18 protein-coding genes are annotated in these 21,279 nt (G+C 57.5%); 13 read left to right on the top strand and 5 right to left on the bottom strand.

Annotated features, from left to right (window positions below; all coding sequences use genetic code 11):
- Both BMY49_RS10260 and BMY49_RS10255 read left to right on the top strand, forming a co-directional pair.
- A partial coding sequence (locus tag BMY49_RS10260; protein ID WP_089675517.1) for a MerR family DNA-binding protein occupies positions 1 to 286 on the top strand: 286 nt, incomplete at its 5' end.
- 116 nt (positions 287 to 402) lie between these two features.
- Positions 403 to 1,059, top strand: coding sequence for a LysE family translocator (locus BMY49_RS10255; protein ID WP_089675516.1), 657 nt, complete (start codon positions 403 to 405; stop codon positions 1,057 to 1,059).
- 27 nt (positions 1,060 to 1,086) lie between these two features.
- Here BMY49_RS10255 and BMY49_RS10250 read toward each other — a convergent pair whose 3' ends face one another.
- The gene (locus BMY49_RS10250) at positions 1,087 to 3,036 is read right to left on the bottom strand and encodes a transglycosylase SLT domain-containing protein (protein WP_089675515.1); all 1,950 of its coding nucleotides are present in this window, start codon (positions 3,034 to 3,036) and stop codon (positions 1,087 to 1,089) included.
- Positions 3,037 to 3,153: 117 nt separating this feature from the next.
- Between BMY49_RS10250 and BMY49_RS10245 the strand changes: the two genes are divergently transcribed.
- The 4 genes from BMY49_RS10245 to sixA all read left to right on the top strand — a co-directional run bounded on the left by BMY49_RS10245 (position 3,154) and on the right by sixA (position 7,219).
- Positions 3,154 to 3,501 carry a YkvA family protein gene (locus BMY49_RS10245; protein ID WP_044629931.1) on the top strand — a complete coding sequence of 116 codons (348 nt, stop codon included), beginning with the start codon at positions 3,154 to 3,156 and terminating at the stop codon, positions 3,499 to 3,501.
- Between the two features lie 98 nt (positions 3,502 to 3,599).
- A complete protein-coding gene (gene htpG / locus BMY49_RS10240; RefSeq protein WP_089675514.1) occupies positions 3,600 to 5,504 on the top strand; it encodes a molecular chaperone HtpG in 1,905 nt (634 codons plus the stop codon).
- 124 nt (positions 5,505 to 5,628) lie between these two features.
- Positions 5,629 to 6,720, top strand: coding sequence for an NAD(P)H-dependent glycerol-3-phosphate dehydrogenase (locus tag BMY49_RS10235; RefSeq protein WP_058577972.1), 1,092 nt, complete (start codon positions 5,629 to 5,631; stop codon positions 6,718 to 6,720).
- On the top strand, positions 6,713 to 7,219 hold the full coding sequence (gene sixA, locus BMY49_RS10230) for a phosphohistidine phosphatase SixA (protein ID WP_058577868.1): 507 nt from the start codon (positions 6,713 to 6,715) through the stop codon (positions 7,217 to 7,219). The genes BMY49_RS10235 and sixA overlap by 8 nt, the downstream gene beginning before the upstream one ends.
- Before the next feature lie 88 nt (positions 7,220 to 7,307).
- Here the strand turns inward: sixA and gatB are convergent, their stop codons facing one another.
- The 3 genes from gatB to gatC are packed head-to-tail and all read right to left on the bottom strand — an operon-like array spanning position 7,308 to position 10,569.
- Entirely contained in the window at positions 7,308 to 8,762 is a 1,455-nt protein-coding gene (gatB, locus tag BMY49_RS10225; RefSeq protein WP_089675513.1) for an Asp-tRNA(Asn)/Glu-tRNA(Gln) amidotransferase subunit GatB, read from the bottom strand.
- The gene (gatA, locus tag BMY49_RS10220; RefSeq protein ID WP_089675512.1) at positions 8,762 to 10,222 is read right to left on the bottom strand and encodes an Asp-tRNA(Asn)/Glu-tRNA(Gln) amidotransferase subunit GatA; all 1,461 of its coding nucleotides are present in this window, start codon (positions 10,220 to 10,222) and stop codon (positions 8,762 to 8,764) included. Before gatA ends, gatB begins: the two co-directional genes overlap by 1 nt.
- A 59-nt stretch (positions 10,223 to 10,281) precedes the next feature.
- On the bottom strand, positions 10,282 to 10,569 hold the full coding sequence (gatC, locus tag BMY49_RS10215; RefSeq protein WP_044629972.1) for an Asp-tRNA(Asn)/Glu-tRNA(Gln) amidotransferase subunit GatC: 288 nt from the start codon (positions 10,567 to 10,569) through the stop codon (positions 10,282 to 10,284).
- Between the two features lie 229 nt (positions 10,570 to 10,798).
- Between gatC and BMY49_RS10210 the strand changes: the two genes are divergently transcribed.
- From BMY49_RS10210 to tldD, 7 genes are read left to right on the top strand one after another with little or no spacing between them, the layout of a single operon-like run.
- Entirely contained in the window at positions 10,799 to 11,836 is a 1,038-nt protein-coding gene (locus tag BMY49_RS10210) for a rod shape-determining protein (protein ID WP_062360020.1), read from the top strand.
- A 23-nt stretch (positions 11,837 to 11,859) separates the two neighbouring features.
- Positions 11,860 to 12,801, top strand: a complete 942-nt coding sequence (gene mreC / locus BMY49_RS10205) for a rod shape-determining protein MreC (protein ID WP_044629935.1) — start codon at positions 11,860 to 11,862, stop codon at positions 12,799 to 12,801.
- Complete coding sequence (mreD, locus tag BMY49_RS10200) at positions 12,801 to 13,289, top strand: rod shape-determining protein MreD (RefSeq protein ID WP_044629936.1); 489 nt, start codon at positions 12,801 to 12,803, stop codon at positions 13,287 to 13,289. The genes mreC and mreD overlap by 1 nt, the downstream gene beginning before the upstream one ends.
- A complete protein-coding gene (locus BMY49_RS10195) occupies positions 13,282 to 13,884 on the top strand; it encodes a Maf family protein (RefSeq protein ID WP_062360024.1) in 603 nt (200 codons plus the stop codon). The genes mreD and BMY49_RS10195 overlap by 8 nt, the downstream gene beginning before the upstream one ends.
- Before the next feature lie 59 nt (positions 13,885 to 13,943).
- A complete protein-coding gene (rng, locus tag BMY49_RS10190) occupies positions 13,944 to 15,407 on the top strand; it encodes a ribonuclease G (RefSeq protein ID WP_044629938.1) in 1,464 nt (487 codons plus the stop codon).
- A gap of 2 nt (positions 15,408 to 15,409) precedes the next feature.
- Positions 15,410 to 19,261 (top strand): YhdP family phospholipid transporter, encoded by a 3,852-nt coding sequence (locus BMY49_RS10185; protein WP_338061331.1) that lies wholly within the window; start codon positions 15,410 to 15,412, stop codon positions 19,259 to 19,261.
- Positions 19,258 to 20,712: a metalloprotease TldD gene (tldD, locus tag BMY49_RS10180; protein ID WP_044629940.1), complete on the top strand. Its 1,455-nt coding sequence runs from the start codon at positions 19,258 to 19,260 to the stop codon at positions 20,710 to 20,712. Before BMY49_RS10185 ends, tldD begins: the two co-directional genes overlap by 4 nt.
- 9 nt (positions 20,713 to 20,721) lie before the next feature.
- On the opposite strand, the gene yjgA is transcribed toward tldD, so the two are convergent.
- Positions 20,722 to 21,243: a ribosome biogenesis factor YjgA gene (gene yjgA / locus BMY49_RS10175; protein ID WP_044629941.1), complete on the bottom strand. Its 522-nt coding sequence runs from the start codon at positions 21,241 to 21,243 to the stop codon at positions 20,722 to 20,724.
- Positions 21,244 to 21,279: the final 36 nt, after the last annotated feature.

The raw sequence follows: 21,279 nt of genomic DNA, 5'->3' as shown, positions 1-21,279 counted from the left end.
GAAGCATGGTGAGGGGCTGGCCTTCATCCGTCGCTGCAGAATCCTGGGCCTGTCACTGGCTGAGATTCACGAACTACAGAGCTATCAGGACGACCCTCATCAGCCTTGTACCGCCGTCAACGCCTTGCTCGATGATCACATCTCTCATGTGCGGTCGCAGATAACCGCTCTGCAAGCGCTTGAGAAACAACTCGTTTCACTGAGAGCGAGTTGCAACGATGACCGGGAGGTTGAGGCGTGTGGGGTTCTTGCTGGAATTAGCGAAGGAAACATGCACCAGCAGTAGGTGAAGCATCAACCAGATAATCCGATGAGATGCCGGTCTGTCTCACTCTCATGCAAAGGTAAGATCAACCATTTAATCCGCTTACCCGATTTTTTATCACTCAGCGAGCCTGGCCCATGATGGAACTCAATCTTATTGATGCGCAGTTTATCCCTTTCGTTGTGGCAATTACGCTGCTATCGATAAGCCCAGGGGTAGACACGCTCTTGGTGATCCGTAATACAGCGCGAGGCGGGATTCGGGATGGGGTGGCCACTAGCGTAGCGATTTGCTGCGGCTTGTTTGTGCATGCCACCGTTTCTGCGTTAGGGATTTCGTTCATTCTGCTGCAGTCGACTTGGGCGTTTAATATGCTGAAGCTGGCAGGGGCGGCATATCTGATTTGGCTGGGTATCACTAGTCTGCTGGCAGCTCGCCAGGGAACACCGCTGCCGGTGAAAGGTGTTATGAAAGAGTCCACGCCAGTGCCGTTTTGGCAGCCGATCAAAGAGGGGCTTCTTTCGAATGTGCTGAATCCTAAAACCGTGATTTTCTATATGGCGTTTTTGCCGCAATTTATCGCACCCACCGACCCTGCGCTGCTGAAATCACTCTGGCTGGCAGGCGTACATTTTGTCATTGCTAATATCTGGCAGATCAGCGTGGTGCTGATGGTGGGTGGCGCCAGTAAGTGGCTTGCCAGCGCACGCTTTGCACAAACCTTGAATGCCGCCACTGGCGCGGTTTTGGTGGTGTTTGGCGTGCGTCTCGCGTTAGAACAGCGCCCGGTGTAACCGGGCGTGATTGACTGGCGTTGAGTATCAGCGTTGCACTAACGCGCGGTCATAACGTACCGCCTGCTCGGTTTCGTTGAGCAGCGATACGCCTTCACTACTACCGCCGTTTGCCAAGCTTTCAAAAATGACTCGATAGCTCAGTACTGCTTGAACATAGTCACGGGTTTCGCGAAACGGAATGCTTTCCACGAACAGATCAAACGACTCCATGCTATTAGTGCCTAACCATTGATCAACTCGGCCAGGGCCAGCGTTATAAGCGGCAGTCGCCGCTAAGCGGTTGCCCTGATAGCGTTCTAACTTGTCGCGAAGGTAAGTGCTACCCAGGCGAATATTCAGCTCAGGCTCCAGTACGCCATAAGGCCCGGGGTCGTTAAGCCCCAACTGGCGGCTCACCTGCGCGGCAGTGCCCGGCATTAACTGCATTAAGCCACGTGCACCTGCAGGAGAGAGGGCAACCGGGTTATAGGCGCTTTCTCGGCGAGTGATTGCCATCAGCAGATAAGGGTCAACGCCGGTTTGATGACCCCAAGCCAAAAAGTCATCGCGGTAAGCGGGTGGAAAGCGCCACTCCAACGCATCCCACATCTCGCCAGCAATAGTGGTTTGTACTAGCCGGGCGTGCCACTGCTGATGGGCAGCGTAGTCGGCGAGGGCACGAGCCTGGTAAGGCGACGCTTCGCGCACGGCATGCAGCCACTCGCTGTTGGCCAGGCCCTCTTCGCCAATACGCAGCAGCGCTTGCGTGCGCTGTACGGCGGGCAGTCGCGCGATATCCTCGCGGGTGGCTTCGTCGAAGTGGTGGCGCTCGTGGTTGAGTCGGTACGGCTGGCCGATTTTCTCAGCGGCGGCAAAGCCATAGAAACTACGGTCCTGGGCAGCCTGCTGGTAGCGCGCCTGAGCAGCTTCCTGATTACCCAGCTGTTCGTTGGCACGCCCCAGCCAGTACTGCCAGCGGCTGCTCTCTTGCTGGCTGGAAGGCATTTCAGCAATCCAGTGCATCACCTCTGTCCACTGGCGGTCTGCCAAGGCGCGACGTACGCGCAGCTCCAGCACGCGTTCGCTCTCTAGAGAGGGCAGCACACTATCGACCCAGCCCAGAGTGCCAGGTACATTGCGTACAAGGGCATAGAACGCCAGTTCCTCATCGATCACTTGGCGCTCTAGCGACGTTAAGTTCAAGCGCGGCGAGAGCTGCTGCCAAGCGGCGAAAGCGGTAGGCGTGTCGTCTCGGGTCAGGCGCTGCATGGCGGCTTGGTAGAAAGCCGCCGTGGCTCTGCACTCCGGGCCTAGGCAGGTGGGGGCGCTGGTGATAGCCCTGGTGTTGTTGCTGACCGCGTCCACTGTGTCGAGGGCCGTTTGCCACTCGCTGCTCAGTAGTCCGCCTAGGTAGTTACTCAGGCGCGATTCGCCCGCTTGCCAAGCTAGCATCTTGCGTTCCCAGATGGCGGTCGCATCGATAGTGCCATCGGCCCGTAGGCGGTTGAAAAGGGGGTCACAGGCATCGGGCTGTGAGCTGCCTACTCGCCAAAGCGCCAAGCCCGCGCGGCGCGACTCTTCTGGGGCACGGTCGATGAGCGCCATGTAGTAGTAACACTGACGTGCCGTTCCAGCAGGCTCGCCATCGGCGACGGTGAGTAGATCGCCGTAACGTCCTGCATGACCATATTTGGCAATGGCTTGGCCGCGCATCCATTCCGATAGCGGAGAGTCGGCATGCTGTTCGATGAACTGCAGCACTTGACTGGCGGCCACGTTGGGCAACTGGTTGCGTAAGCGGTGATAGGTGACATAACCGCTGAGTATGTGTCCTTCGATGGCGCGCTCATCGATGTGTTGCCACTGCTGCTGGCGTGCGGCGTTGAGCGCATCACGCATAGCGTCATCAGTGGCTGCCCAACTCCCCGTCGGTAGGCCGATGATGGCTGCTGCGCATAGAGTGCGAAGGGTAGAACGTAATGGCGTAGCCGGCATGGCACTCCCTCTTGCTCGCTGGTAGGGTCAAAGGCGCAATAGTGAACTATACGGACAAGTGAACTATACGCACAGATAAGGTTCTGACAATCGTGACACTAAGAGGATTCGATAACGATGGCACGATTATCCGTTTGGGGATTGTTTCGTCGATTGAAAACACGCGTATGGGCCGTTAAACGTATCGCCCGTGCGCTCAAGCTATTTTTACCCATGACCCGCGATGTGCTGAAAGGAGATTTCAGGCCGATTCCCTGGTCTGCGTTTGGCACCATGGCGCTGGCGTTGGCCTACCTGGTCATGCCATTCGACCTGATCCCCGACTTTTTGGTGCTGCTAGGAGTGGTCGATGACGTATTGATCGTAGGCTGGTTACTAAACCGCGTCGATACGCAGTTGGCCGACTATCGCGCTTGGAAATCGGCTACTGAGGCAGCCACCGCTTCTTCACGCACACCTTCTTGAAATCCCTTCGCTTATCCCCATATTGAGTTCACTACCTTTTCCGCCTCTGCCTATGGGCAGAGGCGTCAAGCAACACGTGATCAATGAGGGCTAAGCGCATGACGACTGCGACCCATGAAGAAACTCTTGGCTTTCAGACGGAAGTCAAACAGCTCCTGAATCTAATGATCCACTCCCTGTACTCGAATCGGGAGATTTTTCTACGCGAGCTGATTTCCAACGCCGCTGATGCCTGTGACAAGTTACGCTATGCCGCACTCGATAACGACGCCCTATACGAAGGCGATAGCGAGCTGCGTATCGAGATTGAGCACGACCGCGACGCCAACACCATCACGCTGCGCGATAATGGTATCGGCATGAACCGCGAAGATGTGATTGCCAACTTGGGCACCATCGCGCGTTCCGGTACGGCAGAGTTTTTGAAGCAGCTCTCCGGCGAGCAGCAAAAAGACGCCAAGCTGATCGGTCAGTTCGGGGTTGGTTTCTATTCGGCCTTCATCGTGGCCGACGAAGTGGTCGTACGTACTCGTAAAGCGGGCACCGCCGCATCTGAAGGCGTCGAGTGGCGCTCCAAAGGCGAAGGCGAGTTTACTGTTGCCGACATCGAGCGTGACGCTCACGGCACGGAAATCACCCTGCATTTAAAAGACGATGCAAAAGAGTTCGCCGACGACTACCGCCTGCAAAGCTTGGTGCGCAAGTACTCTGACCACATCGAAGTGCCGGTGCGTATGCCCAAGGTCGAAATCGCCAAGGATGACGACGGTAACGAGATCGAAGGTAGCGAAGTGACGACGTGGGAAACCGTCAACGAAGCTACCGCGCTGTGGGCGCGCCCGAAGAGCGAGATCAGCGACGACGAGTATAAGGCGTTCTACAAGCACGTTGCCCACGACTTCAGTGATCCGCTTACCTGGAGTCACAACAAAGTCGAGGGTAAGCTCGAGTACACCAGCCTGCTCTACGTGCCGGGCCGCGCACCGTTCGACATGTTCGACCGTGATGGCTCGCGCGGTGTGAAGCTTTACGTGCAACGTGTCTTCATCATGGATGATGCCGAGCAGTTCCTGCCCCTCTACCTGCGTTTCATCAAGGGTGTGTTGGATACGCGCGATTTGTCGCTGAACGTCTCTCGTGAGCTGCTGCAGCAGGACCCCAAGGTCGACAAGATCAAGGGTGCCTTGACCAAGCGTGCGCTGGACATGCTCAAGAAACTGTCCAAAGATAGCGAGCAGTATCAAACGTTCTGGAACACCTTTGGCAGTGTGCTGAAAGAGGGCCCAGGTGAAGACTTCGCTAACCGCGAAAAAATCGCCGGTCTGCTGCGCTTTGCTTCCACGCATACCGACACGTCCGCCCAGGAGCATTCTCTGGCCGAATACGTCGAGCGCATGAAGGAAGGTCAGAAGAAGATCTACTACGTGGTGGCGGATAGCTTCAATGCCGCGAAGAACAGCCCGCACCTGGAGATTTTCCGCAAGAAAGGTATCGAGGTGCTGCTCCTCTCCGATCGTATCGATGAGTGGCTGATGAGCCACCTGACCGAGTTCGATGGCAAGCCTTTCGCCGACGTGGCCAAAGGCGAGCTGGACCTGGGCGATGTCGAAGACGAAGCCGAGAAAAAAGCCCAGGAAGAGACGGCCAAGGCGAAGGAAGATCTCGTAAAGCGCGTCAAAGAAGCGCTGAGCGATGGCGTTCAAGAGGTGAAAATCACCCACCGCCTGACCGATTCACCCGCCTGTGTGGTACTGCCCGAGCACGAGATGGGCTACCAAATGCGCCGCATTATGGAAGCCGCAGGCCAGAAGCTGCCGGAGGTGAAGCCCATTCTGGAGCTCAACCCCAACCATGCCCTAGTGGCCCGTTTGGAAAATGCAGAGGGTGATCTATTTGGCCAGTTAGCCCACATCCTTCTGGATCAGGCGATCATTGCCGAGGGCGGCCATCTGGACGACCCGGCTGCCTACGTGAAGCGCCTCAATAGTGTGTTGACGGCTTAATGCCCTAAGCTCGCTAGTCGCGGCCCGCTTGGTCAACCAAGCGGGCCGCTTGTTTTGTTAAGATAGTGCTTATCAAAATGGGGGTTGAGGCCCACCGTTACGTAAAAGAACTCAGGACATGGCTATGGCAGAGCAGCAAAGTAACGTCGCGGTGCTGGGGGGCGGGAGTTTTGGTACCGCGCTGGCCAGTATCGCCGCCGACAATGGCGCTAACGTGCGTCAATGGTTGCGCGACGAGGCGCTGGTCGCGCAGATCAACCGAGAGCACCGCAACGGCCGCTATCTTCCCGACTATGCGATCAACCCTGCCGTCACCGCATCGACCGACTTGAAATCGGTGCTGACGGGTGCCGAACTGGTGCTGATTGCCATCCCGTCGAAAGCGTTTCGCAGCGTGGTGCAAGCGGCCAAGCCCTGGCTCTCGCCCGAACAAATCCTGGTCAGCACCACCAAAGGGATTGAGCAAGATGGCTTTTTACTGATGAGCCAAGTGCTGGAGCAGGAGACCGGCTTCCCCCATATTGGCGTCATTGCAGGGCCTAATTTGGCCTCCGAGATTGCTGACAAGCAGTTGACCGCCACGGTGATCGCCAGTGCGGATGCGCTAACGCGCACTCGAGTACAGCAAGTGCTGGGCTGTCGCTATTTCCGCGTATACGCCAGTAATGATCGTCACGGCGTGGAGCTGGGGGGCGCATTAAAGAATATTTACGCCATTGCAGCGGGCATGGCCGCGGCGCTGGGGATGGGGGAGAACACCCGCAGCATGCTGATGACCCGAGCGCTGGCCGAGATGAGCCGTTTCGCCGTTGCCCAGGGGGCCAACCCCATGACGTTTCTTGGTTTGGCAGGCGTGGGCGACCTGATCGTCACTTGCTCGTCTAACTTGTCGCGCAATTACCGCGTGGGCCATGCACTGGGTACGGGGCTGTCGTTAGAGGAAGCGGTGGCTGCGCTTGGCCAAGTGGCGGAAGGCGTCAATACCGTCAAGCTGGTCTGCGCAAAAGCGCGCGAGATGGGGGTTTATATGCCGTTGGCCGAAGGATTGAATCGTGTGCTCTTCGATGGGGTGCCCGCACAAGAAATGGCGAGTACGCTCATGATGGGAGAGCAGAGCAGCGATGTGGAATTTATCCTGCCCCGGGAAGCGGTTCAGCAGGCGCATCGCGAGCAGGCTCATCAGGATCAGCAAGGCAGCGGAGGTTCCCATGAATAGCCACCGACAGCAAGGTAGTTGCAGCGTATTGATTATGCGCCATGGCGAAGCCGCCCCAGGTTTTCCTGACCACGCCCGACCACTCACGCCCCGCGGCGAGCGCGAGGCCGAGACCATGGCTCGCTGGCTGGCATCGCGCGTTGAGCAGGGCGAGCTGACGCTGCCAATGCTCTACGCAAGCCCCTATGTGCGCGCTCAGCAAACCGCCCAGCGGATTAGCGATGCCTTGGGCGCGCCGCTTAACACGCTGTCGTTTATTACCCCGGAAGACCCGCCGAGCGATGTGAGCGAGTGGTTGCTCACTCATCGTGATGACGCGCCGATTATGCTGGTCAGCCACATGCCCTTGGTGGGCGACTTGGCTGGGTTGTTGGTCGAAGGCACGCCAAGCCAGGGCGTTGGCTTCCCCACGGCGGCCATTGCCGAGCTAGAGGCTGACGTCTGGGCGGCGGGCTGCGCGCAGCTTAAGCGCTTTACCCAGCCTAGCCAGCTGTCCTAATCATAAAACTGAGTCATAAAAATCAGCCATAAAAAAGCGGCTGCCGAAGCAGCCGCTTGTGGTCTATCACCGCACCTATGCGCGTTTTCTATAGCAGCGCATCCAGCTTCTCTTTCAGCAAGCCGTTGACCTGTTGCGGGTTAGCCGTGCCGCGTGATGCCTTCATCACCTGACCCACAAAGTAGCCAATCATCTTGCCACGCTTCTCGGGCTCGGAATCACGGTACTGCGCCACCTGGGCCGGACTTTCGGCAATGACTTGATCGATCATCGCTTCAATCGCGCCGGTGTCGGTCACCTGCTTTAAGCCTTTTGCCTCGATGACGGCATCCGCGCTCTCGCCCTGGCCATTCCATAGCGCTTGGAACACTTGCTTAGCGGCTTTACCGTTAATGGTGTCATCCAGCACACGTCTGATGAGTTCGCCAAGCTGTTGGGCTGACACTGGGCTATTTTGGATGCTCAGATTCTCGCGGTTCAGCGCGCCGGAAAGTTCGCCCTGTACCCAGTTGGCCGCCTGCTTGGCGTCGCCACATACCCGGTGTACTTCCTCGAAAAACTCCGCCATTTCACGACTGGCTGATAGCACGTTAGCGTCGTAAGCCGACAGGCCTAGCTCATTCTGGAAGCGGGCACGCTTATCGGCGGGCAGCTCCGGCAGTTGGTTGCGCAGGTGATCCAGGTAGGCTTGATCCAGCACCACCGGCAGCAGGTCGGGGCAGGGGAAGTAGCGGTAGTCGTTCGCCTCTTCCTTGGTGCGCATGCTGCGGGTTTCGTCGCGCTCTGGATCAAACAGGCGGGTCTCTTGCACTACTTTGCCGCCGTCTTCAATCAGTTCAATCTGACGTTCGACTTCAAACGCAATGGCGCGCTCCACAAAGCGGAACGAGTTGACGTTTTTAATTTCTGCACGAGTCCCAAACGCTTCTTGCCCTTTAGGGCGTACCGACACGTTGACGTCGCAACGCATCGAGCCTTCGGCCATGTTGCCGTCGGAAATGCCCAGATAGGTGACGATGGAGTGAATCGCTTTGAGATAGGCGGCCGCTTCTTTCGCACTGCGCATATCTGGCTCTGAAACGATCTCTAACAGCGGCGTGCCTGCCCGGTTCAAGTCGATGCCGGTCATACCGTGGAAGTCTTCGTGCAGCGACTTGCCGGCGTCCTCTTCCAGGTGGGCGTGGTGGATGCGAATCCGTTTGGTGGTGTTGTCATCCAGGGTAATCTCAACGTCGCCAGCACCCACAATGGGATGATACATCTGGCTGGTTTGGTAACCCTTGGGAAGATCCGGGTAGAAGTAGTTTTTGCGGTCAAACACCGAGACTTCAGGAATCTCAGCGTGGACGGCGAGGCCAAACTGCACGGCCATGGCGACGGCCTGCTCATTCAGTACTGGCAGGACGCCCGGCAGGCCCAAATCAACGGCGCAGGCCTGGGTGTTCGGCTCGGCACCAAACGCGGTGGAGGCACCGGAAAAAATCTTAGAGCGCGTTGCGAGCTGAACGTGAACTTCCAGCCCAATCACGGTTTCCCATTGCATTAGGCGTTCTCCTCGGCAAAGGCGGGCAGTTGAAGGTGCCAGTCGGTCGCTTGTTGGAACTGGTGGGCCACGTTGAGCAGCTGCGCTTCGGCAAAGTGGGTGCCCAATATCTGTAAGCCTACCGGGCGACCGCCCGCAAAGCCTGCGGGAACGCTGATGCCAGGAATACCCGCCAGGTTAACGGCGATGGTGTAGATATCTTGCAGGTACATGGAGACCGGGTCTTTCTTCGCGCCCAGGTCGAAGGCAGGCGTGGGGGAGGCTGGGCCCATCAGTACATCGACATCTTCAAAGGCGTCGAGGAAGTCCTGGCGAATCAGGCGGCGAACCTTCTGCGCTTTGGTGTAGTAGGCGTCGAAGAAGCCTTCCGATAGCGTGTGGGTGCCGATCAGAATGCGGCGCTTCACCTCTTCACCGAAGCCTTCCGCCCGCGAGCGGGTATAGAGATCAATCAGGTCCGTAGGAGCATCGCAGCGGTGGCCAAAGCGAACACCATCGTAGCGCGAAAGGTTAGACGACGCCTCGGCGGGAGCAATGACGTAGTAAGCGGGAATTGCGTAGTGGGTATGCGGGAGGCTGACTTCGCGCACTGTGGCACCCAGCGACTCATACACCTTCACCGCTTCACGCACAGCCTTTTCTACTTCTGGGTCTAAACCGTCGCCAAAGTACTCTTTCGGCAGGCCGATCTTAAGCCCGGAGAGCGGGGCGTTGAGCGTCTCGGTGTAGTCCGGCACGCCACGGGCGACGCTGGTGGAGTCGCGTACATCGTGACCGGCAATCACGTTCATCAGGTGCGCACAATCTTCGGCAGTGCGTGCCATGGGGCCTGCCTGGTCGAGGCTGGAGGCGTAGGCGATCATGCCGTAACGGGAAACCCGCCCGTAGGTGGGCTTCAGGCCGGTAATGCCGCAGAACGCCGCTGGCTGGCGAATGGAACCACCGGTATCGGTACCCATGGCTGCAGGCACAAGCCCTGCTGCCACTGCCGCCGCGCTGCCACCGGAGCTACCGCCGGGAACGGCAGCGAGGTCCCAGGGGTTCTTGACCGCGCCGTAGTGGCTGTTTTCGTTGGAGGAGCCCATGGCGAACTCGTCCATATTGGTTTTACCCAGGCTAATGGTGCCCGCAGCGCTGAGTTTCTCTACCACGGTGGCGTCGTAAGGCGCGAGAAAGTTATCGAGCATTTTGGAGCCGCAGCTGGTTTTGACGCCTTGCGTACAAAAAATATCTTTTAGCGCTAGCGGAATGCCAGTGAGTTTGCCTGCTTTGCCGTCAGCACGCGCTTTATCGGCGGCTTCGGCCTGGCTTAGCGCCTGTTCGGCGGTCACGGTAATAAAGCTATTGAGCTGACCGTCGGCTTTCTCAATGCGCTGCAAAAAGTGGGAAGTCAGCTCTCGGCTGGAGAGTTCGCCGCTGGCTAGGGCGGCGGCGAGCTGCGTTACGGTTTTATCATGCATGACCCGGAAGCTCCGTTCAGGGGCGAATAGAATAAGCGGAAACGAGCGGTGGGCGTGGGTTACTCGACCACACGCGGCACCAGATAAAGACCGTTTTCCACTGCCGGGGCACAGCGCTGGAACGTGTCGCGCTGGTTCGTTTCCGTGACTTCATCGGCGCGCAGGCGCTGCGTGGCATCCAGCGGGTGGGCCAGTGGCGCGACGCCTTCGGTATCCAGGCTCTGGAGCTGGTCGACCATGTCCAGAATGCGGCTGAGATCGTCGACAAAGCCACTGGCTTGGTCATCGCTAACGGCGAGTCGGGCCAAGTGTGCAGCCCGGCGCACATGAGATTCTTCAAGCGCCATGATCGAGGTTTCCTCGCAATCGTGATGGAACATATTTCGCTTTAAGCGGTATACATACGGTCATCTTAAATTCGTCTGACGGAGCAGACGTGGAAAATAGCCGCAAAAGGTACCACATAATGGCCCTGACGGGCAGTGTTCGGCACGACTCGTGCTTGCTGCCAAGGGGTTGCGGTGATACCGTTTGCATCCGCACAGGGTTCCCGGTCTGCACTAGGTAACAACATCCATGTTCAAACGTTTGAGGGGGCTGTTTTCCAGCGATCTATCGATCGACTTGGGTACGGCCAACACACTGATTTATGTACGCGGTCGTGGCATCGTGCTCGATGAACCGTCCGTAGTCGCCATCCGCCAGTCTGGCAATATGCGCAGCGTGGCCTCGGTAGGTGCTGACGCTAAACGCATGCTCGGCCGCACGCCTGGCAATATTACGGCTATTCGCCCGATGAAAGACGGCGTTATCGCCGATTTCACCGTTACCGAGCAGATGCTTCAGCACTTTATTCGTAAAGTGCACCAGAGCACTTTCCTCACGCCAAGTCCTAGGGTTCTGGTGTGCGTGCCCTGTATGTCGACTCAGGTCGAGCGTCGGGCAATTCGCGAGTCAGCAGAAGGCGCGGGTGCCCGAGAAGTATTCCTGATCGAAGAGCCGATGGCAGCCGCGATAGGTGCTGGGCTACCGGTAGAAGAAGCGCAGGGCTCGATGGTCGTGGATATCGGTGGTGGTACCACGGAAATTGCGATTATTTCGCTCAATGGCGTGGTGTACTCAGAATCGATCCGCGTAGGCGGTGACCGTTTTGATGAGGCGATCACCGCGTACGTGCGCCGCCACTACGGCAGCTTGATTGGTGAAGCCACTGCCGAGCGCATCAAAGAAGAGATTGGCTGCGCCTACCCCGGTGGCGAGCTGCGCGAGATCGACGTGCGCGGCCGCAACCTCGCAGAAGGCATTCCGCGCAGCTTTACACTGAATTCTCACGAGATTCTCGAAGCGCTGCAAGAGACGCTGGGCTCCATCGTGGCTGCCGTGAAGAGTGCGCTTGAGCAGTCTCCGCCTGAGCTTGCGTCCGATATCGCCGAGCGCGGCCTGGTGCTCACCGGTGGCGGTGCGCTGTTGCGTGACTTGGATAAGCTGATCGCCGAAGAAACTGGCCTGCCGGTTATCGTGGCAGAAGATCCGCTGACCTGTGTTGCGCGTGGCGGCGGCAAGGCGCTGGAAATGATCGACCGGCACACCTTTGAGTTGCTGTCGAGCGATTGATCGCAGCGGTTTAACGCGGGGGATTGCCTATTAAACCGCTGTTCTCACACGGGCCGCTACCCGGTTACCGGCTATTCTTCTGTGTGCTGGCGGCAAGCGCGTTGATGTTTGTCGACCATCGTTTTACTCGCATGGAAGATGTGCGCGCCCAAATGACCACGATTGTCGCTCCCATCCAGTGGGTAGTCAGTGTGCCTAGTGATCTGCTGAATTGGGGCGCGCTAGCACTCGCCGACCAGCAGGCGCTGGTGGATGAAAACCGCCACTTGCGTGAGCAAATCTTGACGCTCTCTCACCGCGGGCAGCGCTTGGCTAACCTGACGGCTGAGAACGCCGAGCTACGCAACTTGCTTGGCGCTGCCGAGCGGCGCGATATTCCCTATATCACGGCGGAGCTACTCTCGCTGGATAATGATCCGTTTAGCCATCAAATGGTGGTGGATCGTGGGCACCGCAACGGTGCCTATGTCGGTCAGCCGGTGATTGATGCATCGGGTTTGGTTGGTCAGGTGGCTGCTGTTTCAGCCTACTCTAGCCGTGTGTTGCTGTTAGCCGATGCAAGCCATGCTCTACCAGTGCAGGTTAACCGCAATGGGCTGCGTTTTATTGTTCAGGGTACTGGCCGTTACGGCAGTGTGAACGTTCTCCATGTGCCGGATACGGCGGATATTCGCGAAGGTGACTTACTGACCACCTCTGGTTTGGCAGGGCGTTTTCCGCCGGGCTACCCCGTTGCGCGAGTGACCGAGGTGTATCACGACCCTGGCCAGCCATTTGCCCGGGTTGTTGCTGAACCTTCGGCTCAGCTTCAGCGTTCACGCCACTTCCTGCTGCTCTTTCCACCACCCCGCGAAGAGTTGGATGCTTCTATTTGGGATGAGTCCATGGATATTTCAGCCGATGCGCTCCATGCCGCCCAGCGGCTTGGGCAGCCAGCTTCCCCGGCCATGCAGGAGGAACGCTAATGGCGCGTGCGCCGGTAGTGCCACTGGTGGTGGTCTGGCTGAGCCTTATTTTTGCGCTCTGCTTACAGGTAATGCCCCTGGCCGATGGTTGGCAGGTTTTTCGCCCGGAGTGGATTGGGCTAATGTTGATTTATTGGTGTATGCAAGCGCCGGATCGAGTTGGGGTTTTTCACGGCTTTGTATTTGGCCTCTTGATGGATCTTATTGAGGGGACAGCGCTTGGACAGCATGCACTGATTTTTTCGATTCTTACGTTTTTAGCCGCGCTAGTGTATCCCCGTTTTCGTGCTTATTCGCTGGTACAACAGTCGGTATTGGTGCTGGTGCTGTTAGGGTTGGCTCAGCTGATAGAGCAGTGGCTAAGAACGCTGACGGGTGTTTTTTCCATACATCTCTCTTTCTTGATCCCATCGCTGGTCAGCGCATTCCTCTGGCCGTGGCTCTCCACAATGTTTAAAGCGATTGAGCGGCGAATGGCCAATGCGTGACGATAACCACACCCCCGTGCTCTGTTTGGCCTCGGCATCACCACGCCGCCAGGCACTGTTGGCCTCTATCGGTGTGCCGGTCAGTGTCTTGCCAAGCGATATTGATGAAACGCCGCTTGAGGCAGAGTCTCCCACGGCCTATGTAGAACGGCTGGCGGTGGCAAAAGCGCAGGCGGCGGTGGGCAAAACCGCGCTGCCCGTGCTGGGGTCGGATACCGCGGTGGTTATTGATAGCACCATTTTAGGTAAGCCTAATAATCAACAGCACGCGGCTGAGATGTTGAGAATGCTCTCTGGGCGCACGCATCAGGTACTCACGGCAGTAGCGGTAAGCGGGCCGCTAGGTATACCCTCCTGTTGTGTGGCCACGGACGTCACCATGCGCGAGTTAACAGCAAAAGAGATCGCCTGCTACTGGCTGACGGGCGAACCCGCCGATAAAGCGGGTGGGTATGCTATTCAAGGCTTAGCCGCCATTTTTATTGAACAAATTCAGGGCAGTCACTCTGCTGTGGTGGGGCTGCCACTATTTGAAACAACGCGCTTGCTACGCCAGCAAGGGGTTCCCGTTTGGGCGGGCCGTTATCCCTCGTAACCACCGACTCATCGCCCGCTGCGCTGGCAAGGAATAGGACATCCAATAAGGAATTTTGCATGAGCGGTGAAGTCCTCATAAATTTAACGCCAATGGAGACCCGCGTTGCGCTGGTGGAAAACGGCGTATTGCAAGAGGCGCTAATAGAGCGCTCTCGCAGGCGCGGTATCGTAGGCAATATCTACAAAGGCAAAGTGGTGCGCGTACTGCCTGGCATGCAGGCTGCCTTTGTTGATATTGGCTTAGAGCGCGCAGCGTTTATTCATGCCCATGAGGTCATGCCACCCGGTACGCCCAATGACGAGCAGCAGACCATCGGGCAGCTTCTACACGAAGGTCAGGCGCTGGTGGTGCAAGTCACCAAAGATCCTATCGGTACCAAAGGGGCGCGGCTGACTACCCATCTTTCGATTCCCTCTCGCTATCTGGTCTATATGCCTGACTCGCCTCATCACGGGGTATCGCAGCGCATTGAAGATGAGCGCGAGCGGGAGCGCTTGAAAGCGCTGCTGGATAAAAGTATCGAAGAGCAAACCATTGAGGTCACGGGTGGCTTTATCGTGCGTACGGCGGCCGAAGGCGTAGGCGATGAAGAGCTGGCCAGCGACATGTACTTCTTGCTACGTATTTGGCGCAAGGTCAGCGAGCGCAAAATCACCGCCGCCCCTCCCAACGTCATCTACGATGACTTGCCGTTGTTTATGCGCACCCTGCGGGATGTGATGCGGGATGATATCGAGAAAGTACGCATTGATTCCCGGGAGAACTTCGTCAAGCTGGTCGAGTTTGCTGAAGAGTTTATGCCCGATGCTGTTGATCGCATCGAGTACTACCCCGGCGAACGCCCCATCTTCGACCTTTATAGTGTCGAAGACGAGATTCAAAAAGCGCTAGGTCGCAAGGTGCAGCTCAAGTCCGGAGGATACTTGGTAATTGACCCCACCGAGGCCATGACTACCATCGATGTGAATACCGGTGGGTATGTGGGGCATCGTAACCTTGAAGAGACTATTTTCAAGACGAATCTGGAAGCCGCCACTGCCATTGCCCGCCAGCTTAGGCTGCGTAATTTAGGTGGCATCATCATTATCGACTTTATCGATATGGTGGATGTAGAGCACCAGCGGCAAGTGCTGCGCGTGCTGGAAAAAGCGCTTGAGCGGGACCATGCTAAAACCAAATGTACCGGGGTCACCGAACTTGGTTTAGTGCAGCTTACCCGTAAACGCACGCGGGAAAGCCTTGAACAAACACTATGCGAAGCGTGTCCCACCTGTGGTGGTCGCGGCACGTTGAAAACCCCTGAAACGGTCTGCTACGAAATCTTCCGTGAGATCCTGCGTGAAGAGCGGGCTTATAGTGCGGAAACGTATATGGTGCTGGCATCCCAGCCAGTAGTGGACAGGCTGCTTGATGAGGAGTCTGCCGCGGTCGCTGACCTGGAAACGTTTATTAATAAAACGATCCGTTTTCAGGTTGAGCAGCACTACTCCCAAGAGCAGTACGACATCGTACTGATGTAATGATGGCACCACGCTCTTTTTTTCGTGGCTGTCTAGTAGGGGTGGCCGTTGTGCTGGGTACGCTGGCGGTACTGCTGTTAGCGCTGCGTCTCTTTGCTAGCCAAGTGGATGCATTGTCCCCCCGCTTGGAGGCGCTTTTAGAGGCACGTATTGGCGTGCCGGTGAGCATCGACCATCTAGCGCTCTCTCTGGAGCGCAACGTCCTGCACCTGGAGCTTGAAGACCTTCATGCGCAAACGCCGGATGGTCAGGCCCTGATAGGGCTTGATCGCTTGTCGCTGCGTTTGGATGCCTGGGCCACGTTGCGCCACTTAGCGCCTATCTTCAGCGATGCGCGTATGTCTGGGCTCGAATTCCATCTCTACCAGCAGCCTGACATCGCCTGGGGCTGGCCTTCACCGGCCAAGCTGCCGCTGGGGGTAGCACCACAACCAGAGGTGGACCTTGAATCCTTGGATGCCTGGGCTGGACTGCTGCTGCGCCAGCGCCTTTGGGTGGATAACAGCCGCATCATGCTGCATGGCCAGCAGCAGACTGTGATGCTTCATGCACCTTCGCTGCTTCTGAATGGCGATCATCGCCGCACACGATTAGAGGGCTCCCTGAATATTGTCGAGGCGCCTGATGTGCTGGCATCAGAGCTGCCCGCCATTACCATGCGTGCCGAAATGCAGCCCGGTCAGCAAGGCTTTAGGGACTTTTCTGCTGCGCTTCAGCTCGATATGCAGTTGGATCATCTGGTGGTGCTGGCGGCACTGTTTCGGCCAGATCGCATGCCTTTTCTCGAACAGGTGGGCGGTCATGTGCAGCTATGGGGGCGTTGGCAAGAAGGCGCGCTAGCTGATGCGCGGCTTGCACTAGATGTGCCCGAGCTGACGCTACGTAAAGATGTGGAGTACGCTGTGCTGCGAAACATTCAGGCCAGTGGGCAGTGGCTGCGCGACAGCGAAGGCGGTGAGGCGTGGCTAAGTGGCAATGCAGAAACCGTAGAGTGGGCCCAGCCTGAAGGCGTTGGTGATGGCCCCGCGCTGCCACACCACTGGTATCTGTCACACCAGCCGGGGCAGTGGGAGTTGCGAACCAGTGCGTTTGAGCTCGCCTCGCTAGCGGCTTGGCGGGAGTATGCGCTGTTGCCTGAGTCACTCACCCGGGTATTGCAAACGCTCTCGCCCCGAGGGCAGGTGCAGGGGCTGCGCCTGGGGCAGAGTGAGGGGCGTTGGGGCGTGGATGCTGCACTTACTAATGTGGCTGTACTCCCCTGGCAGCAAGCGCCAGGAGGCGGTCCGCTGGACGCTTGGGTGCAGGCTCGCGACCTGCGTGGCCGAGTGACCTTTAATAGCGCAGGCGATAGTACGCTCTATTTTCCAGAACTCTTCGATGTGCCTATGCAGCTAAGTCACGCCGAAGGGGTGGTGGAGTGGGTGTATGATGGTCCTAACACCATGATTAGCGGCCGTGACCTTAATGTGGACTGGGATGGCGCCCAGGTAAGCGGTGGGTTCGGCTTGATCGCGGGGCAGCAAAGCGGTCAATTTGGGTTGGATATTGCGTTTGCCGATGTAGATGCGATCTCCCGCCCGCTCTCCCAGTGGCTGCCCATGAAAGCATTTGAGCCGAAGCTGAGGGAGTGGTTGGAGAGCGATATTGGTGGCTTAGTGCCGCAAGGTTCGCTGAAGCTTAGTCAGCCCCTGGGACCTGCGGCTTCATCAGATCAACTCTCGGCAACGCTCGCACTGGAGGTCACTCAAGGCCACTTGCCGATTGCCCCGGAGTGGCCGCGTTTGGAAGATGTCGAGGGGCGCTTGCTATGGCAAGGAGGAGTGCTTCAAGCCCAGGTAGAGCACGCCCAAAGCCACGGCGTTGAAGTATCCCAAGGCACGATACGTATGGAGAAAGAGCAGCCGCTTCAGCTATCAGGCAGTCTTCAGGGTGATGGTGCATCCTTGCTGAACTTTGTTCAGGCCATGCCGGATATGGACACGTTACCACTTAGCGATATTACCGTTGATGGTACCGTCGAAGGGGATATCGCCCTTGTATTGCCGCTGGATAACGAGGAGTCGCTCCAGCTAGAGATTAATGCGCGGCCAGCACTATCGGCTGTGCGCTTCGCGTCACTACCAATAACCCTGCGTGATCTGGAGGGTGGGCTCAGCTGGCAGCAGGTGGGTGAGGCGCATGCGCTGTTAGGAGAGCTAAGCAGCCAGTGGCAGGGCGGTGATATTCGCGCAGAGCTGATGGCTGATCAGCGTGTTGCCTTGCAGGGCAGCGTGGAGTCGTCTGCGCTGTGGTCGCTGGCAGGACTGCCTGCAGAGCAGGCTCGCCAAATGATGAGTGGCCGCACCCAGTGGCAGGGTGAGGTCTCTCTTGCGGCTCGTCCAGTGTTAACCTTAGAGAGCCGCCTGCTTGGCATCACCAGCGCGCTACCCGAGCCGTTTGCCAAGACTAGCGATCAACCGTGGCCATGGCAGCTACGCGCGGAGTTTGAAAGCGGGCGAGTATCGACGCAATTGGCCGATAAGGCAGCCGCGAGATTCCAAACGTTGAATAGTGGTGCACTAGCGGCCGAAGTGGTGCTCGGCAATGCAGTGCAGCGACCGAATTGGCCCAGCCAGCCTGGCTGGCGCCTTGAAGCAGGGCTCGATACGTTAGACCCCATGGCATGGCACGCTGTGCTGTCGCCGATATTGTCGGGAGGCGCCTTGGCATCTGCTTCTAGTGGCGAGAGCACGCCGCTTGAAGTACTGCTACGTGCTGGCTGTTTACGCTTTCGTGACGAGTGCTTTGGCGCTTTTAACGCCTCAGGGACACTCACCGGCCAGCGCGCAGCACTTCAACTTAGCGGCGATATGTTGTCTGGGCGCCTAGATTACCAACCCACCAGTGAGCGGCCGCTTGATGTTGCAATTAGCATGCTAGTCCTAGATCGTTTACTGGACCTGCCCGCCAAAGAGCATGATGCCACTGTCGCAGCCCCCGACTCTTGGGTTGATGCAATTGAAACACAGTATGTAGCCCCCGTTGCTATTCCCGACTGGCTAGCTGAAATGCCCAACGGCAGGCTACGGCTAGCGGATATTAGCGTTGGTGGCACTCGCTTTGGCCCATTAACCGCCTACTGGCAAACCGATGATCGTCGTTTTTCGCTCTCACCAGTTGGTTTAACCCTCGGACAGCTTTCTGCACGCGGCGAGTTGGTTTGGGAAGGCAATGCGGTGAATAGCCGTACACGAGCGGATATCTCCATACAGGGTGGCGATGTGGGGACGGCGCTGGAGCGACTTAACCAACCGGTAGCCATGCGTAGCCGCACCACCGACCTTGCTGCTGAGCTTACTTGGCCGGGAGCCCCCTGGCAGCTTGATTTAAGCCGGGCCGGTGGTGAAATGAGTGCTGATATACGCGACGGCCGTTTTGTGACGCTTGAATCGACGCCTGCCCGCTTAGTGGGCTTGCTCAACTTTGATAACATTCTGCGCCGTCTACGGTTCGATTTTTCTGACCTAACCGGTCAGGGAACGGCCTTTGACCGTGTGCATGGCACTGCCGATGTAGCTGGAGGGCAGCTGTTGCTTCGTGGCCCCCTGCAAATTGATGCACCCGCCACCACGCTGACGCTAACAGGAAGTGTTAACCTCTTACAGCGTGAACTTGACCAGCGCCTAGGCGTCACACTGCCGGTTAGCCAAAGTTTACCCATCGCCGCCATTGCTGTCGGAGCGCCCATTGTGGGCGGTGCACTGTTTCTTGCCGACCAAATTTTTGGCGATGCGCTGGATCAAGCAACCACTATTTATTATCGCGTGCGAGGCCCTTGGACCTCGCCGCAAGTGACTTTAGAAGGCCCCCAATGACCGCACATAAAAGCGATATAGAGTCCGCTGTTTCCATTTTGCTAACGCCAGGTGGCCTCGATTTGAACGCTCTGGATGCTGGCCTTGGCTACGCCATGGGAGCGGGGATTGATTATGCCGACCTCTACTTTCAGCGCACCTGGCAAGAGGGTTGGGTGCTGGAAGATGGCGAAGTTAAAGAGGCCAGCTATAACATTGATGGCGGCGTTGGCGTGCGCTCGTTGGCAGGTGAGAAAACCGGGTTTGCGTACTCCAACCAAATTACCGCTGATGCACTAATGGATACAGGCCGTACCGCCTCTGGCATTGTCCGCAGCGGCAAACAGTTGCCAGGGCAGAAAGTGATGCCAGTCAGCGTGGCGTCGTACTATGCAGGTATCGACCCACTGGCGGGCCTTTCGGCAGAAGACAAAGTGGCCATGCTGAAAGAGGCAGACCGCGTGGCCAGAGCGGCCGACCCGAGCATTAGCCAGGTCAGTGCGTCGCTGTCGGGCACCTATGAGGTGGTTTTAGTACGCGCCAGTGACGGCACCCTAGCGGCGGATATTCGCCCACTGGTGCGTTTTAACGTCAGTGTTATTGCGGCGAAAGATGGCCGCCGTGAGCGCGGCAGCGCTGGCGGCGGTGGTCGTTACTCCATGTCGCGTCTGCGGGATGAGGGCGTTGCCGAACGCTATGCCAAAGAGGCGGTGCGCCAAGCGCTGGTCAATCTTGAAGCCATTGATGCGCCAGCGGGGCAGATGCCAGTGGTGTTAGGCGCCGGTTGGCCGGGCATTCTGCTGCACGAAGCGGTAGGCCATGGCTTGGAAGGTGACTTTAACCGTAAAGGCAGTTCTGCCTTTGCAGGGCGAATGGGGCAGCAGGTTGCCGCCAAGGGAGTCACAGTGGTTGACGATGCCACTGTTGCTGATAGTCGCGGCGCGTTGAGCGTGGATGACGAAGGCACGCCCGGCCAATATACGCCGCTGATTGAAGATGGCATTTTAACTGGCTATATGCAGGATAAGTTAAACGCGCGATTGATGAAGATGGCACCTACCGGCAACGCCCGCCGTGAGTCGTTCGCTCATCTGCCGATGCCGCGTATGACCAATACGGTGATGTTGGCTGGTCAAGATGACCCTGCCGATATCATTAAAAGCGTTAAGCGGGGAATCTACGCCGTGAGTTTTGGCGGAGGGCAGGTGGATATTACCTCGGGAAAATTCGTGTTTTCGGCGAGCGAAGCCTACATGATTGAAGACGGTAAAATTACCGCGCCGGTGAAAGGTGCAACGCTGATTGGTAACGGGCCTGAGGCCATGGGCCGGGTATCGATGATTGGCCACGACATGGCGATGGATACCGGGATTGGCGTTTGCGGTAAAGAGGGCCAGGGTGTGCCGGTGGGGGTTGGCCAACCCACCCTGAAACTGGATGAGCTGACCGTGGGCGGCACGCAGTCTTCTTGAGACTCTGGTTTACAGCGCTAGCGTATCGCGCAGGTGTTTGAAAAGCTTGCGTGAGCTGGTGGGGGGCTTGCCCTGTTCGCGCTCTTTGCGGGCGTTGCGCACTAGCTGGCGCAGCGCCTGACGATCGGCGTTAGGGTAGTCTGCCATAAACAAGTCAACGGCGTCGTCGCCCTCATCCACTAGGCGGTCACGCCATTTTTCCAGGCGATGAAACGCATGATCGCGCTGCTCTTTCTCTTGTTCGATGGCATCGAAAACGCCCTGAATGGCCGTTAGGTCCTCTTTGCGGATAAGTTTGCCAACGTATTGCATATGGCGACGGCGGCCTTCATGAGAGCGAATGCGAGAAGTCTCTTCAATCGCTCTCAGCATATCGTCTGATAAAGGAAAGCGCGCCCGCTCGGCAGGCTTCATGGCAATTAATGTTTCGCCAAGCGCTTGCAGAGCATGCATTTCACGCTTTAGCTGAGATTTACTCGGGCGCTCTTCTTGTTCATCGATATCGATAGGCTCGGGGCGTTGCTTCGGCATATAAGAACTCACAGATTAGATTCGTTTGCAGCATTA

Source organism: Vreelandella aquamarina, assembly GCF_900110265.1.
In the GTDB taxonomy this organism is placed as follows: domain Bacteria; phylum Pseudomonadota; class Gammaproteobacteria; order Pseudomonadales; family Halomonadaceae; genus Vreelandella; species Vreelandella aquamarina.
Note: the sequence above shows the minus strand (reverse complement) of the source record. Positions and strands in the feature narration are given on the sequence as shown.

Excerpts from the sequence above, each read along its gene's own strand:
- BMY49_RS10235 (WP_058577972.1), top strand. The coding sequence starts at position 5,629 with ATGGCAGAGCAGCAAAGTAACGTCGCGGTGCTGGGGGGCGGGAGTTTT.
- sixA (WP_058577868.1), top strand. The coding sequence starts at position 6,713 with ATGAATAGCCACCGACAGCAAGGTAGTTGCAGCGTATTGATTATGCGC.
- BMY49_RS10185 (WP_338061331.1), top strand. The coding sequence starts at position 15,410 with ATGGCACCACGCTCTTTTTTTCGTGGCTGTCTAGTAGGGGTGGCCGTT.
- gatA (WP_089675512.1), bottom strand. The coding sequence starts at position 10,222 with ATGCATGATAAAACCGTAACGCAGCTCGCCGCCGCCCTAGCCAGCGGC.
- BMY49_RS10250 (WP_089675515.1), bottom strand. The coding sequence starts at position 3,036 with ATGCCGGCTACGCCATTACGTTCTACCCTTCGCACTCTATGCGCAGCA.
- BMY49_RS10245 (WP_044629931.1), top strand. The coding sequence starts at position 3,154 with ATGGCACGATTATCCGTTTGGGGATTGTTTCGTCGATTGAAAACACGC.
- gatB (WP_089675513.1), bottom strand. The coding sequence starts at position 8,762 with ATGCAATGGGAAACCGTGATTGGGCTGGAAGTTCACGTTCAGCTCGCA.
- mreD (WP_044629936.1), top strand. The coding sequence starts at position 12,801 with ATGGCGCGTGCGCCGGTAGTGCCACTGGTGGTGGTCTGGCTGAGCCTT.
- rng (WP_044629938.1), top strand. The coding sequence starts at position 13,944 with ATGAGCGGTGAAGTCCTCATAAATTTAACGCCAATGGAGACCCGCGTT.
- BMY49_RS10210 (WP_062360020.1), top strand. The coding sequence starts at position 10,799 with ATGTTCAAACGTTTGAGGGGGCTGTTTTCCAGCGATCTATCGATCGAC.
- gatC (WP_044629972.1), bottom strand. The coding sequence starts at position 10,569 with ATGGCGCTTGAAGAATCTCATGTGCGCCGGGCTGCACACTTGGCCCGA.
- BMY49_RS10195 (WP_062360024.1), top strand. The coding sequence starts at position 13,282 with ATGCGTGACGATAACCACACCCCCGTGCTCTGTTTGGCCTCGGCATCA.
- yjgA (WP_044629941.1), bottom strand. The coding sequence starts at position 21,243 with ATGCCGAAGCAACGCCCCGAGCCTATCGATATCGATGAACAAGAAGAG.
- BMY49_RS10255 (WP_089675516.1), top strand. The coding sequence starts at position 403 with ATGATGGAACTCAATCTTATTGATGCGCAGTTTATCCCTTTCGTTGTG.
- htpG (WP_089675514.1), top strand. The coding sequence starts at position 3,600 with ATGACGACTGCGACCCATGAAGAAACTCTTGGCTTTCAGACGGAAGTC.
- tldD (WP_044629940.1), top strand. The coding sequence starts at position 19,258 with ATGACCGCACATAAAAGCGATATAGAGTCCGCTGTTTCCATTTTGCTA.